Origin of the sequence: Nitrobacter sp., from assembly GCF_047149785.1 — a bacterium.
Lineage (GTDB): Bacteria > Pseudomonadota > Alphaproteobacteria > Rhizobiales > Xanthobacteraceae > Nitrobacter.
The window spans coordinates 3,180,626-3,194,623 of record NZ_BAAGBE010000001.1; the positions used below are offsets into that span (position 1 = coordinate 3,180,626).

General features: G+C 64.7%; 10 protein-coding genes. 3 read left to right on the forward strand and 7 right to left on the reverse strand.

What is annotated here, in order from left to right; genetic code table 11:
- Positions 1-36 precede the first annotated feature (36 nt).
- The 5 genes from ACMDCM_RS14875 to ACMDCM_RS14895 form a co-directional block, all read right to left on the reverse strand.
- Entirely contained in the window at positions 37-1,041 is a 1,005-nt protein-coding gene (locus ACMDCM_RS14875) for an Hsp33 family molecular chaperone (RefSeq protein ID WP_412774274.1), read from the reverse strand.
- A 100-nt stretch (positions 1,042-1,141) separates the two neighbouring features.
- Entirely contained in the window at positions 1,142-1,651 is a 510-nt protein-coding gene (locus ACMDCM_RS14880) for an OsmC family protein (protein ID WP_412774275.1), read from the reverse strand.
- 60 nt (positions 1,652-1,711) lie between these two features.
- Entirely contained in the window at positions 1,712-2,497 is a 786-nt protein-coding gene (locus ACMDCM_RS14885) for an ABC transporter ATP-binding protein (RefSeq protein ID WP_412774276.1), read from the reverse strand.
- Positions 2,497-3,342 carry an ABC transporter permease gene (locus ACMDCM_RS14890; protein ID WP_412774277.1) on the reverse strand — a complete coding sequence of 282 codons (846 nt, stop codon included), beginning with the start codon at positions 3,340-3,342 and terminating at the stop codon, positions 2,497-2,499. The genes ACMDCM_RS14885 and ACMDCM_RS14890 overlap by 1 nt, the downstream gene beginning before the upstream one ends.
- A gap of 88 nt (positions 3,343-3,430) precedes the next feature.
- Positions 3,431-4,405 (reverse strand): aliphatic sulfonate ABC transporter substrate-binding protein, encoded by a 975-nt coding sequence (locus ACMDCM_RS14895; RefSeq protein ID WP_412774278.1) that lies wholly within the window; start codon positions 4,403-4,405, stop codon positions 3,431-3,433.
- Positions 4,406-4,631: 226 nt separating this feature from the next.
- Between ACMDCM_RS14895 and ACMDCM_RS14900 the strand changes: the two genes are divergently transcribed.
- Positions 4,632-7,427: a [protein-PII] uridylyltransferase gene (locus tag ACMDCM_RS14900; protein WP_412774279.1), complete on the forward strand. Its 2,796-nt coding sequence runs from the start codon at positions 4,632-4,634 to the stop codon at positions 7,425-7,427.
- A gap of 207 nt (positions 7,428-7,634) precedes the next feature.
- Positions 7,635-9,833, forward strand: a complete 2,199-nt coding sequence (locus ACMDCM_RS14905; protein WP_412774280.1) for a transglycosylase domain-containing protein — start codon at positions 7,635-7,637, stop codon at positions 9,831-9,833.
- A 60-nt stretch (positions 9,834-9,893) separates the two neighbouring features.
- Here the strand turns inward: ACMDCM_RS14905 and ACMDCM_RS14910 are convergent, their stop codons facing one another.
- Both ACMDCM_RS14910 and ACMDCM_RS14915 read right to left on the reverse strand, forming a co-directional pair.
- On the reverse strand, positions 9,894-10,727 hold the full coding sequence (locus ACMDCM_RS14910; RefSeq protein WP_412774281.1) for a M48 family metallopeptidase: 834 nt from the start codon (positions 10,725-10,727) through the stop codon (positions 9,894-9,896).
- Between the two features lie 225 nt (positions 10,728-10,952).
- Complete coding sequence (locus tag ACMDCM_RS14915; protein ID WP_412774282.1) at positions 10,953-12,287, reverse strand: polyhydroxyalkanoate depolymerase; 1,335 nt, start codon at positions 12,285-12,287, stop codon at positions 10,953-10,955.
- 341 nt (positions 12,288-12,628) lie between these two features.
- Between ACMDCM_RS14915 and ACMDCM_RS14920 the strand changes: the two genes are divergently transcribed.
- Positions 12,629-13,969 (forward strand): ActS/PrrB/RegB family redox-sensitive histidine kinase, encoded by a 1,341-nt coding sequence (locus ACMDCM_RS14920; protein ID WP_412774283.1) that lies wholly within the window; start codon positions 12,629-12,631, stop codon positions 13,967-13,969.
- The last annotated feature ends 29 nt before the right edge of the window (positions 13,970-13,998 follow it).

The window sequence follows — 13,998 nt, forward strand, 5'->3', positions numbered from 1 at the left end:
CGGGACACCTGGAAAGCAAACTTTTCAAACAGGCTCTTATTCCACGCCGGCTTCCTGAGGGGTGAATTCGTACACCGAACTGCAGAACTCGCAGGTGACGGCGACCTTGCCGTCCTTCACCATCCCGGAGCGGTCCGGTGGCGCGAAGCTCTTCAGCATCGCCTCCACCGCGTCGCGCGAGCATGAACACTGCGCATGCAATTTTCGGGATGGAAACACCCTGACCCCGCGCTCATGGAACAGCCGGTACAGCAGGCGTTCGCCCGATAAATCGGGATCGATCAGTTCGAGATCTTCCACGGTGCCGATCAGCGACTGGCCCTCGACCCAGGCATCGTCCTCAGCAACCGTATGCACCGCGCTGCCCTCCGGCGCGTCGCCAGGATCGAGGTCGGCCTGACGCGCGCGCTCCGGCGCCTTGGGCAGGAACTGCAGCAGCATGCCGCCGCCGCGCCAGCCGCGCCTGGGACCACCGCCATCCCTGCGCCATTCCTCGCCGACCGCGAGGCGGACCCGCGTCGGAATCTGTTCGGAGCGCAGGAAATATTCATGCGCGGCGTCTTCGAGGCTGCCGCCTTCCAGCGCCACCAGCCCCTGATAGCGGCTCATGTCCGGCCCCTGGTCGATAGTCATGGCGAGATGGCCGCGTCCGAGCAGCGCGCCGGAATCCTGCGCACCGCCGAGCCGCGCCTTGTCGAAGCGGGCATAGGCCCGCAGCCGCGCCGGCGCGCGGAAGTCGACAATCAGGAACGACACCGGTCCGTCGGTCTGGGTCTGCAGGATGAAGCGGCCGTCGAACTTGAGCGAGGAGCCGAGCAGCGTCGTCAGCACGATCGCCTCGCCGAGCAGCTTGGCGACCGGCGCGGGATAATCGTGCCTGACCAGCAGTTCGTCGAGCGCGGGTCCGAGCCGGGTCAGCCGTCCGCGCAGATCGAGCGCGCTCACCTCGAACGGAATCACGGCGTCATCGACCGGAACGGCCGAGGGCGCGCGCGCCGGGGTTTCAAGCGATAGGGCGGGATCGGATATTGGTGAGGTCATGCCGCTCTATCTGGGGTCGGGGGCGCGGGATCGAAACCCCTTGAGAGCCGGATTCGGCACGCCGCTGCCCGCGTCCGCGCCGGTGCGGATCGAACCTGCCTCACACCCTTTTCATCTCGACAGACACTTTCGGTCCATTTTTGATGGTCTGATAGACGACGCAATAGCGCTCGGTCAGCTTGAGCAGGAGATCGAGCTTGTCCTGCGGCGCGTCGGTCTCGACATCGAACCGCAGGCGGATCGATTCGAAGCCGACCGGCGTTTCCTTATCGACGCCGAGCGTGCCGCGAAAATCGAGATCGCCCTCGGCGCTGACGTGGCCGGATTTCAGCGGCACCTCGATTGCGGTCGCGACCGACTTCAACGTGACTCCGGCGCAGGCGACCAGCGCCTCCAGCAGCATGTCACCGGAGCACAATTCGAGGCCGGAGCCGCCGGTGGCCGGATGAAGCCCCGCGACCGCAAGCGCGCGGCCGGTCTCCACCTTGCAGGCGATGCCTTCGCTGTCGATCGAACCCCGCGCCTTCAGCGTGATCAGCGCTGATTTCGGGTCGCTCTTGTAGCGCTCCTTGATCGGGGCCTGCGTGGCGCGAAGCTCGGCGGCATCCATCGACGTCTCCTTTTCTTCTTTCTGAACTCGTTTGGCGAACGTAATCGCGGCGCGTCGGGTTCACCACCACAACGCATCGCCGGCCTCGGCCGCGGCGGCCGGGGCGGGCGCGGCCTGGTCGAGCGAGCGGTCGAGCGCTGTCAGGATGCGCCGCTTGGTGGTCTCGAACAGCTCCGAATTGCGGTCGCGCGGCCGCGCCAGGCTGATGTCGACGCCCTCGAACAGCCGCCCCGGCCGCGGCCGCATCACCAGCACCCGGTCCGCCAGCACCACCGCCTCGTCGACGTCGTGGGTCACGAGCACCAAGGTCGGGCGCGTCTCCGACCACAGATCGAGCAGGTGGTCCTGCAGGTCGCGCCGCGTGAAGGCGTCGAGGGCGGAGAACGGCTCATCGAGCAGAAGCACTTCCGGCCGCACCACCAGCGCCCGCGCGATCGCGACGCGCTGCGCCTGTCCGCCCGACAGTTCGCGCGGCCACGCCTTCGCCTTGTCGGACAGGCCGACCTTGGCGAGCGCGGCGGCGACGCGTTCCCGCCGCTCGGTCGCAGACACGTCCGACAGACCGAAGCCGATATTGTCGGCGACGCTCAGCCACGGCAGCAGCCGCGGTTCCTGGAAGATGATGCCGACCTTCGGATGCGGCGCGGTGAGGGCTTCGCCGTCGAGGGTGATGGCGCCGTAGCTGGCGCGGTCGAGGCCCGCGATGGCGCGCAGCAGCGTCGATTTTCCGCAGCCGGAGCCGCCGATCACGGCGACGATCTCGCCGAGCCGGATCTCGGTGGAGAACCGCTCCAGCGCATGGACGCCGTTGGGATAGGTCTTGCCGACGCGGTCGAGCACCAGCATCAGAACGCTCCGCGGCCGGGCGCGAATGCATCCTGCCAGCGCAGGAACGGCATCGCCGCGATCTCGATCAGCCAGTCGGTGGTCTTGCCGAGGATCGCGAAGATCACGATGGCGGCGAGAATCTGCGCCGGCTTGCCGAGTTGCTGACCGTCGATCAGGAGATAGCCGAGCCCTTCGGACGCGCCCATGAATTCCGCCGCCACCACGAACATCCAGCCGAGGCCGAGCCCGACCCGCAATGAGACCACATAGGCCGGCAGCACCGCGGGCAGCAGGATGCGCCGGATCATCGCCGGTCCGCTCAAACGAAATGTGCGGCCGACCTCGACGATCTTGCGGTCGACCGACAGGATCGCGCCCATCACGCCGAGATAGATCGGGAAAAACACGCCGACGGCGATCAGCGCGACCTTGGACAGTTCGAAAATGCCGAGCCACAGGATGAACAGCGGCACCCAGGCGATCGAGGGAATGGCGCGAAGCGCCTGAATGGTCGGGTCGAGCAGTTGCCGCGCCAGTCGCCAATAGCCCGAGATCGCGCCGAGTACCGTGCCGGCGGCGACGCCGAGCGCGAAGCCGGCGCCGACGCGCTCGAGCGTGGCCGCCATGTGGCGGAATAGCTCGCCGCTGCGGGCGAGTTCGTCGATCGTCGAGATCACCGTCGACGGCGGCGGCACCAGCCGCCCGTCGGACCAGCCGGCGGCCACCGCCCATTCCCACGCGACCGCCGCGGTGAGCGGCAGCAGCAGGCCGAGCGCCGGACGCGTCCAGCGCCGCCACCGCGCCGCGGATGGCGGTGCGAGCGTTTGCGGGCTCTCCGCGGAGGTGTCCAGCGTCATCGTCATTGCCAAACCCCGTCGGGCCGCCGATTGCAAGACCAAAAACGGCGAGGCCCGGCAGGCCGGTTCTCGCCGTTCCGGACGAGTCGACCGATCAGTTGGCCGGCAGCGGAATCTGGTCGTCGATCAGATTGTCGAGCGCGGCCTTCACGTCGACCTTGGCGTCGAGCACGCCGGCCTGCTGAAGGGCAAGGCCGGCCGCGAGAATGCTGTCGCGCTGGGCCTTTCCGATCTTGCCGTTCGAGATGTCGGTGCGCTCGCGCAACTGCTTCTCGACCACGTCCTTGGGCAGCTTGGTGGCGGCGATGAAGCTCGCTTCCAGTTCCTCGGGATGGGCGACCGCATATTTGCGCGCGGTCTCGTAAACGGCCAGCACCCGCTGCGTGATCTTGGGATACTTCTTCAGGAATTCCTCCCGCACGTTGAGGATCCCGTAGGTGTTGGCGTCGGCGTCGCGGTAGAACAGCCGCGCGCCGTCCTGCAGTTCCGCCTGCGCCATCATCGGATCGAGCCCGGCCCAGGCGTCGACGTCGCCGCGGATCAGCGCGGTCTTGCCGTCCGGATGCTGCAACAGCACCGGCACGATGTCCTTTTCAGACATGCCGAACTTCTGCAGCGCGCGCACCAGGAAGATGTGCGGATCGGTGCCGCGCGTGACCGCGACGCGCTTGCCCTTGAGGTCGGTCACCGTCTTGATCGGTGTGTCCTTGCGGGTGACGAGCGCGGTCCATTCCGGCTTCGAATAGACATAGATGGATTTGATCGGGTTGCCGTTGATCTTCGCCACCAGCGCCGCGGAGCCGGCGGAGGAGCCGAAATCGATCGAGCCGGCGTTGAGGAACTCGAGCGCCTTGTTGGAACCGAGCGTCTGGACCCAGCGCACGGCAATGCCGTCCTTGGCGAATTCCTTCTCGATCAGGCCCTTGTCCTTCATCAGCATCGACACCGGGTTGTAGGTCGCCCAGTCGATATGGATTTCCTTCGGCGCGTCGGCGGCGAACGCCGCCGCCGGCAAGAGCGCGGTTGCGGCAAGGGCGGCGAGCACGGCGCGGCGTGCGGGCTTGAACATTGGTCATCTCTCCTGAAAATTGATCTGGCGCGAGCCGGTCGACAGAATGAAAAAGCTATCTTATGTCAAATAGTTGTAAACCTCAGTCAACGAGAAAATAGATTGTCTGGAAGCTTCCGCCGGAGCACATCGTTGCTCAAAACGGATAGCGCAAAGCATGAATCCGTCGCGTGCGGCCGACAATCTGCGGTGACAGCCCGCGTAGCGTCCGTTATCCGGATAAGCAATGGATCTCGCAACGACCAATAACGCGGCCGGAGCCGCCGACGGCTTCGATACCGTAAGGATCACCGGCGACATCGACGCGCTGGCGGAGAAGCATGCCGGGCACGAGGACCTCTTCCGCGCCGCGGTCGCCAGGCTGTTGAAGGACGAATTCGCCAGGGTGCGCGATGCGGCGCAGGCAAATCTCCTCAAGGATCGCCACGGACGGCGCTGCGCCGAACGGCTTTGCTTCGCCCAGGACGAAATCATCCGCGTGGCGTTTTCGGCGGCGACCCGTCACCTCTATCACTCCCCGATTCCCTCCGACGGCGAACGCATGGCGGTGGTCGCGACCGGCGGTTACGGGCGTGGCCTGATGGCGCCGGAGTCCGATCTCGATCTGCTGTTCATCCTGCCGTACAAGCAGACCGCGTGGGGCGAGCAGGTCGCCGAGGCTATCCTGTATTGCCTGTGGGACATGGGCTTGAGCGTCGGCCACGCGACGCGCTCGGTCAACGAATCGATCCGGCAGGCACGGCGGGATATGACGGTCCGCACCGGGATTCTGGAAACCCGGTTCCTCGCCGGCGATCGGGCGCTTTACGATGAACTGGTCAGGCGCTTCGACAGGGAAGTGGTGCAAGGCACGGCGGCGGAATTCGTCACCGCCAAGCTCGCCGAGCGCGAGGAGCGCCATCGCCGCGCCGGCCAGTCGCGCTATCTGGTCGAGCCCAACGTCAAGGACGGCAAGGGGGGGCTGCGCGACCTGCACACGCTGTTCTGGATCGCGAAGTACGTCTACCGGGTTCATGAAAGCCGCGAGTTGCTGGAATGCGGGGTGTTCGATGTCCGCGAGTACCGGACCTTCCGCCGCTGCGCCGATTTCCTGTGGTCGGTACGCTGCAACCTGCATTTCGCGACGGGGAGGGCGGAGGAACGGCTGTCGTTCGACTTGCAGCGCGAAATCGCGGTACGGCTCGGATATACCTCTCATCCGGGAATGCAGGACGTCGAGCGCTTCATGAAGCACTACTTCCTGACCGCCAGGGATGTCGGCAACCTCACCGCGATCCTGTGCGCCAAGCTCGAAGACCAGCAGGCCAAGCCGGCGCCGGTCCTCAGCCGCATGATGTCGAGACGTCAACCCGCCACGGAACTGCGACGGGTTCCGGGCGGCGACGACTTCATTATCGACAACAACCGCATCAATCTCGCAGCGCCCGACGTCTTCAAGCGCGATCCCGTCAACCTGATCCGGTTGTTCCGCCTCGCGCAGAAGAACAACCTGGCCTTCCATCCGGACGCTCTGCGGAGCGTGACGCAGTCGCGGCGGCTGATCAACGCGCAGCTTCGCGAGAACCCGGACGCCAACCGGCTGTTCATGGAAATCCTGACGTCCAACGACGCGGAGACCGTGCTGCGCCGGATGAACGAGACCGGCGTGCTCGGTCATTTCATCGGCGCGTTCGGCAAGATCGTCTCGATGATGCAGTTCAACATGTACCATCACTACACGGTGGACGAGCATCTGATCCGCTGCATCGGGATCCTTCAGGACATCGAGCGTGGCGGCAACGACGAAGTCGCCCTCGCCAGCGAGCTGATGCGCAAGATCCGTCCCGAGCACCGGCCCGTCATCTACGTCGCGACCCTGCTTCACGACGTCGCCAAGGGGCGCCCCGAGGATCACTCGATCGCGGGCGCCAGGGTGGCGCGGCGCTTGTGCCCGCGCCTTGGCTTCAACGCATCCGATACTGAACTGGTCGCATGGCTGATCGAGCAGCATCTGACGATGTCCAAGGTAGCCCAGTCGCGCGACCTGTCCGACCGCAAGACCATCGAGAACTTCGCGGCCGTGGTTCAGTCGGTCGAGCAGATGAAGCTCTTGACGATCCTGACCACCGCCGACATCCGCGGCGTCGGCCCCGGCGTCTGGAACGGCTGGAAGGCGCAGCTTTTGCGCACGCTTTATTATGAGACCGAGCCGGTGCTGACCGGCGGCTTCTCCGAGGTCAATCGCGTCGAGCGCATCGCGGCGGCTCAGGCCGAGTTCCGCGCCGCCTTCACCGAGTGGTCCGAGCAGGAACTCAACGCCTACATGTCGCGGCATTATCCGGCCTACTGGCTCAAGGTCGATCTCGCGCACAAGATCAGCCATGCGCGCTTCCTGCGTGCCGGCGAGCGAAGCGGCCGGAAGCTCGACATCAATGTCGGCTTCGACGAAGCGCGCGGCGTCACCGAGCTGACGATCCTCGCCGCGGACCATCCCTGGCTGCTGTCGATCATCGCCGGCGCGTGCGCGTCGGCCGGCGCCAACATCGTCGATGCGCAGATCTACACGACCACCGACGGAAAGGCGCTGGATACCATCGCGATCTCCCGCGAATACGACCGCAACGAGGACGAGGGCCGGCGCGCCGCCCGCATCGGCGAGATCATCGAGCAGGTGCTCGAGGGCCGGCTGCGCCTGCCCGATGTGGTGGCTCGCCGCGCCGCCGGAAGGACAAGGCTGCGGCCGTTCGTGGTCGAACCCAAGGTCACCATCAACAACCAGTGGTCGGACCGCCATACCATGATCGAGGTTTCGGGGCTGGACCGGCCCGGCCTCTTGTTCCAGCTCACCACGGCGATCTCCAAGCTCGATCTCGATATCGCGTCCGCGCATGTCGCGACATTCGGCGAGCGCGCGCGCGACGTGTTCTACGTCACCGACCTGCTCGGCGCCCGGATCACCGCTCCGACGCGGCAGGCCGCGATCAAGCGCGCGCTGGTCCATCTGCTCGCCAACGGCAACGCGGCGGAACAATCGGCCGTCTGAGCCACGGCGACTTTCAGGCTCCCCATCTTGCAATGGTTGTGGGCACGATCATGCATCTGGTGAGCACGATGATGGGCAAGACAATGAGGAGCAGGCTCCCGTGGGCCGCTGTGCTGGCGCTCCGGGCCCCTAATCTTACGTTAACATTGCGGTAACCGTCTCTTAAACCCGGAACGCTAGCGTGCCGCGGGGTGTGAGCGTAGTTGTATGGCGTGGGGACGAAAAAAGCGTGGCGGACGCAAGGAGCCGGTGTTCAGCGGATTTGCCGCGTCGCTCTCGGAGTTGCGCCTCAAACCGCTCGATCGCATCACGATTGCCGACGACAGGCCGGCCAGTCGCGCCGCGCCGCGCAAGTCCGCCGGTTCGGGAGACGGCGGATCGTCCGAGCGCAAGCCGTCGTCCGATCGGAAAGGCCGTAAGGGGCGGGCGAAGAAGCGGATGCGCGTCCGCCTGTCCCGGCTGTTGTATTGGGGCGCCGTGCTGGCTTTGTGGGCGGTTATCGCCGTCGTCGGCGTGGTGGTCTATGTTGGCGCGCATCTGCCGCCGATCCAGTCGCTCGAAATTCCAAAACGTCCGCCGACCATCCAGATCGTCGGCGCTGACGGCAGCCTGCTGGCGACGCGTGGGGAAATGGCCGGCAGCAACGTTTCGCTGAAGGACCTGCCGCCCTACTTGCCGAAAGCCTTCATCGCGATCGAGGACCGCCGGTTCTATTCGCATTACGGCGTCGATCCGATCGGCATCCTGCGCGCGGCCGTGGCCAACATCCTGCACCTCGGGGTGTCGCAAGGTGGCTCGACCCTGACCCAGCAGCTCGCCAAGAACCTGTTCCTGACCCAGGAACGGACGCTTGAACGAAAGCTTCAGGAAGTCGCGCTCGCGATCTGGCTCGAGCACAATCACACCAAGGCGCAGATTCTCGAACTCTACCTCAACCGGGTCTATTTCGGCTCCGGCGCCTATGGGGTCGAGGCGGCTGCGCAGAAATATTTCGGCAAGCCCGCGAAGAACGTCACGCTCGCGGAGGCCGCCATGCTGGCCGGCCTCGTCAAGTCGCCGTCGCGGCTGGCGCCGGACCGCAACCCGGAAGGCGCCGAGGCGCGCGCCAAGGTCGTGCTCGCGGCGATGGTGGACGCGAAATTCATTACCCCGCAGCAGGCGCATGCCGCCAGCACCCATCCCTCCTACGCGGTGAAGCCGGCCAGCGCCGGAACGATCAACTATGTCGCCGACTGGGTCGGCGAAGTGCTCGACGATCTGGTCGGCCGGGTCGACCAGAACATCATCGTCGAAACCACCATCGATCCGAAATTGCAGAGCGTGGCGGAAACCGCCATGATCGACGAACTGGCCGCGAAAAGCGTCAAGTTCAACGTCAGCCAGGGCGCGCTGGTGGCGATGACGCCCGACGGCGCGATCCGCGCCATGGTCGGCGGACGCAATTACGCCGACAGCCAGTTCAATCGCGCGGTGATGGCGAAGCGCCAGCCCGGCTCCGCGTTCAAGCCGTTCGTCTATCTCACCGCGATCGAGTCCGGGCTCACGCCCGAGACGATCCGGCAGGACGCTCCGCTCGACGTCAAGGGCTGGCGCCCGGAGAACTACGGTCACGAGTACTTCGGCGCGGTGACGTTGACCCAGGCGCTTGCGATGTCTCTGAACACCGTCGCGGTTCGGCTCGGGCTGGAGGTCGGGCCTGCGAATGTGGTCCGCACCGCGCACCGGCTCGGCATCACATCGAAACTGGAGCCAAACGCCTCGATCGCGCTCGGCACCTCCGAGGTGTCGCCGCTGGAACTGGTCGGCGCCTATGCGCCGTTCGCCAACGGCGGTTATGCCGCCACGCCCCATATCGTCGATCGAATCCGCACCGTCGACGGCAACAGGATTCTCTATGCGCGCGCCGCCGAGACGCCCAATCGTGTGATCGATCCGCGCAGCGTCGCCATGATGAACACCATGATGGAGCAGACGATCATCAGCGGCACTGCGCGCAAGGCGGATGTTCCCGGTTGGACCGCCGCCGGCAAGACCGGCACCAGCCAGGATTTTCGCGATGCCTGGTTCGTCGGCTACACCGCCAAGCTCGTGACCGGGGTGTGGCTCGGCAACGATGACAACACACCGACCCGCAAGGCCACCGGCGGTGGCCTGCCCGTGGAAGTCTGGACGCGCTTCATGCGCGCCGCGCATCAGGGCGTGCGGCCCGAACCGCTTCCAGACACCCGGCGGGGCGGGTTCCTGCCGGATATCGCGCAGCTTGGCCACCAGGTCGTCGCGCCGGCTCCCGCCATCGCGCCAGTGTCTCCCGCCGGCCGGCCTCCACCGGTCCGGACCGACGTCCGGCCGGAAGCCGCAAGCGGACTGGACGGCTGGCTGGTGGACCGGCTGTTCGGCGGGCGATAGAGCGGTTCACGATTACACGGAATCAATCCGCGCCGGGGCGTCATGCGCGGGACTGAACACCTAATCCTGAATGCCGTAGCGATGCAGATCGTTGCCTTCGGCGTCGAGCCATCTCTTGGCCCGCTCGACCTGATTGCAGATGCGCGCCACCACCTTCCAGAATCGCGGCGAATGATTCATTTCGACGAGGTGGGCGACCTCGTGGGCGGCGAGATAGTCCAGCACGAATGGCGGCGCCAGGATGAGTCGCCATGAGAATGACAGCGATCCGGCCGACGTGCATGATCCCCACCGGCTGGACTGGTCGCGGATCGAAAGCCGCTTGACCTTGACGCCCAGACTGTCGGCGTAGCGTTGCGCGGCCTTGTGCAGGTCGCGCCGTGCTTCCCGCTTCAGAAAGTCGTGCACGCGCCGGTCGAGATATTCGAGCCCGCCTGCGACGCAGAGTATGCGCTCGCCGCTGTCGCGCGTTTCGGTCCACACCGTACCGCGCTCGCCCGCGCGATGCACGATCCGGTGGGCGACGCCGCGCAGTGGAATGACCGCGCCGTGATGAAATGGCGCGGCCTTCGGCAAACGCCCGAGCCGCGCCGCGATCCAGGCGCCGTGACGTTGCGCGAAATCCTTGGCGTCGGCGAGCGTTCCGCGCGGCGGCATCGTCAGGATCGCTTCGCGGTCGCTCGGGTGGATTCGCAATGTATAGCGGCGCGCGCGACGATGCCGGCGCAAGCGCACCGAGTAAATCTGCGAACCGTGCTTGACCAGAAGCCGGGACGGTTCGGCGGGACGTCGATAGAGGAGTGCGCGGGCCATTTCAGCAAATCCGGGGGCAGTAGCGCCTGGACTTTGCCATAACCGCCGCCAGTCAAATCGTTCGGCGCAAAAACAAATCATTTGCCCAATATACAGGGGTGATTTTTTTACGCTCCCCTACAGGATGGGGGTCGGAACAAAAATTTTTCGCTTCATTCCACCGCATCCGACTAGTCTAGGCATGAATGTCAGCTCATTCCTTGAAACGGACGAAATCGGTTCAATTCTCTGATTATTCCAGCGGCTTAGCCGGATCGGACCCGGACCGCGTCCTCCTGCGCAGAACAGCTTTCGTGTCATGCGGATTCATTCCGCAGCCGCGCGGATCGCGGATCGTGCCGGTCTTGTCGTGACCGACTGCATGAAGTCGTTGATGCGCGGCACGATCTCCGACTTGAACCGCGAACCATTGAACACGCCGTAGTGGCCGACGCCTTTCTGGACGTAGTGTGTCCGCCGGCTGGCCGGGATCGATGTGCACAGTGCGTGCGTCGCCTCGGTCTGGCCGAGCCCGGAAATATCGTCGTTCTCGCCTTCTATCGTCATCAGAGCGACGCGGGTGATCTTCGAGGGATCGACAGGCCGGCCGCGATGGGTCATCTCGCCCTTCGGCAATGCGTGCTTGACGAACACGAGATCGACCGTCTGCAGATAATACTCCGCGGTCAGATCCATCACGGCGAGATACTCGTCGTAGAAATCGCGGTGCTTGTCGACCAGATCGCCATCGCCCTTGACGAGATTCTTGAACAGACTCTTGTGCGCGTCCATGTGGCGATCGAAGTTCATGCTGATGAAGCCGTTGAGCTGCAGGAAGCCCGGATAGACATCGCGCATCACGCCGGGATGCGGAAACGGAACCTTGGTGATGACGTTTTTGCGGAACCAGTCGATGCCCTTCTCGGCGGCGAGTTTGTTGACCGCCGTCGGGTTTCTACGCGTATCGATCGGGCCGCCCATCAGCGTCATGGAGAGCGGAACACACGGATCGCCCTCCGCCTCCATCACCGAGACCGCGGCCAGCACCGGCACCGACGGCTGGCAGACCGCGATGACATGAACGTTTCCACCCAGCACATGCAGCATCTCGATCAGGTAATCGACATAGTCGTCGAGATCGAAGCGCCCTTCCGACACCGGCACCATCCGGGCATCGGTCCAGTCGGTGATATAGACGTCATGCGTCGGCATGAACGCCGCGACGGTGCCGCGCAGCAAGGTCGCATAGTGGCCAGACATCGGCGCCACCAGCAGCACGCGCGGCTGCGGTTTCCGCAGCGGACGCGCGTGCATGCGGTCGAAGTAGAGCAGGCGGCAGAACGGCTTCGCCCAGACCGAACGGATCTCGATCGGCGTGCGCACGCCGTCGACCTCGGTCTCATGCAAGCCCCATTCGGGTTTTCCGTAACGGCGCGTGGTGCGTTCGAAAAGCTCGCAGCCCGCGGCAATGGTTTTGCCGAACTCGGTGTTCGACCACGGATTGAGCGGATTCTGGAACAATATCCTGGTTGCATCGGTGACGGCGCGCGCCGGATTAAGCGATGCCTGCGCCATCTCGTACATCCAGTACATCGGCGCCGTCATCGTCGGACTGACTTCCGCCGGCAGCTCCGGCGTCTGTCCAAATTCACCGATCGGCATTCTGCTCAATCCCCTTTTTGCATCGCAGCATAGTGACGGCTGCGAGACGCAGCGTCAATCCACCTCTAGCATATATGTAGTAGGTCGGTGCTGGCGGAGACCGTATATGGCAAATATACCCGCCATGCCGAAGGCAGGACGGCGCGCAGAACAGCGCAAAATCGGGCGCGCCCTCGAAGGTTCTCCGATCGGACGCGTCGATCGGTTGCGCTTCCACCATTCGCCGACCGCGACCGACAACGTCTTTGAATCAGGCCGCTCAGCCTTATCCTTTTGATTGAGCGTGATCTTATCCGAAAACCGGTTCCCACTTTTCGGGATCATGCTCTAAACTTGAGGAAATGACCGACGCTGCCGCTTCCGATTTCCGCCACCCGCGCCGCTACGTCCGGCTGGATACGATCTTACGGCTGCGCTGGCTCGCGGCGCTGGGACAACTCGTGGCGATCTTCATCGTCGCGCATGGACTGGAATTCGATCTGCCGATCGTTCCCTGCGTGACGATCGTCGGGCTGTCGTCGCTGCTCAATCTCGCTTTGCAGGTTATCTTCAATCCGATGCAGCGGCTTGAGCCGCGTTATGCTGCGGCGCTACTTGCGTTGAACATTACGGAACTGGCCGTGCTGCTGTTCTTCACCGGCGGTTTGCAAAATCCGTTCTCCTTTCTTTTTCTTGCGCCCGTGCTCATCTCCGCCACCGCATTGCCGACACGGCTGACCATGGCGCTCGGCGCGTTTGCGATCGCCTGTGCGACGGTGCTGGGCTTCACCCACTTGCCGCTGCCATGGGATGTGTCCCATCCGCTGATCCTGCCGCCGATCTATCTCGCAGGCGTCTGGTTTTCGATCGTGCTCGCGATCGGCGTGACCAGCCTTTATACCTTCCAGGTGACGGAGCAGGCCCGCAAGCTGTCCGATGCGCTGGCGGCGACCGAACTGGTCCTGACGCGCGAACAGCATCTGACCCAGATCGACGGCCTCGCGGCCGCCGCCGCCCATGAACTCGGAACGCCGCTGTCGACCATCTTCCTGATTTCCCGCGAACTGGAAAAAGCCTTGCAGGAGAAAGGCGCGCAGGATCCCCAGCGGCTCGCGGGCGATCTCGGCATCGTGCGGGAGCAGGCGCAGCGTTGCCGCGACATTCTTGCCAAGATCGCCCAACTGTCGTCGTCCGGCGCTCCGTTCGACCGGATGCCGCTGTCGACCCTGATCGAGGAAACCGTTGCTCCGCATCGCGACTTCGGCATCGACATCAAGGTCCGGATCGCGGACGCCGGCGACTGCGAGCCGGTCGGCATGCGCAATCCCGCGATCCTCTACGGCGTCGGCAACATTCTGGAGAATGCGGTCGATTTCGCGCGCACCGAGGTCGAAGTAAATGCCTGGTGGAACGGCGATGCCGTCGGAATCGTGATTTCGGACGACGGGCCGGGCATCGCTCCCGATATTCTCAAGCGGATCGGCGAACCTTACCTGTCGCGCCGCCGCAACGTCGGCGACGTGCAAGGCGGACGGACCGGCCTCGGTCTCGGTATATTTATCGCCCGCACCTTGCTGGAGCGGACCGGCGCGAAGGTCTCGTTCAGCAACCGGACTTTTCCGGAGCACGGCGCGGTGGTTCAGATCGTGTGGCCGCGCGCCCGCTTCGAAATTTCGAAAACGATCGCGGAGACAATGGTTTAGATATGAACCTCTGCAACCACGAGCGTCGA

Bases quoted from the DNA above. Each gene is read 5' to 3' on its own strand.
- ACMDCM_RS14890 (WP_412774277.1), bottom strand. From the start codon at position 3,342: ATGACGATGACGCTGGACACCTCCGCGGAGAGCCCGCAAACGCTCGCA.
- ACMDCM_RS14905 (WP_412774280.1), top strand. From the start codon at position 7,635: ATGGCGTGGGGACGAAAAAAGCGTGGCGGACGCAAGGAGCCGGTGTTC.
- ACMDCM_RS14885 (WP_412774276.1), bottom strand. From the start codon at position 2,497: ATGCTGGTGCTCGACCGCGTCGGCAAGACCTATCCCAACGGCGTCCAT.
- ACMDCM_RS14895 (WP_412774278.1), bottom strand. From the start codon at position 4,405: ATGTTCAAGCCCGCACGCCGCGCCGTGCTCGCCGCCCTTGCCGCAACC.
- ACMDCM_RS14875 (WP_412774274.1), bottom strand. From the start codon at position 1,041: ATGACCTCACCAATATCCGATCCCGCCCTATCGCTTGAAACCCCGGCG.
- ACMDCM_RS14920 (WP_412774283.1), top strand. From the start codon at position 12,629: ATGACCGACGCTGCCGCTTCCGATTTCCGCCACCCGCGCCGCTACGTC.
- ACMDCM_RS14880 (WP_412774275.1), bottom strand. From the start codon at position 1,651: ATGGATGCCGCCGAGCTTCGCGCCACGCAGGCCCCGATCAAGGAGCGC.
- ACMDCM_RS14910 (WP_412774281.1), bottom strand. From the start codon at position 10,727: ATGATTTGTTTTTGCGCCGAACGATTTGACTGGCGGCGGTTATGGCAA.
- ACMDCM_RS14915 (WP_412774282.1), bottom strand. From the start codon at position 12,287: ATGCCGATCGGTGAATTTGGACAGACGCCGGAGCTGCCGGCGGAAGTC.
- ACMDCM_RS14900 (WP_412774279.1), top strand. From the start codon at position 4,632: ATGGATCTCGCAACGACCAATAACGCGGCCGGAGCCGCCGACGGCTTC.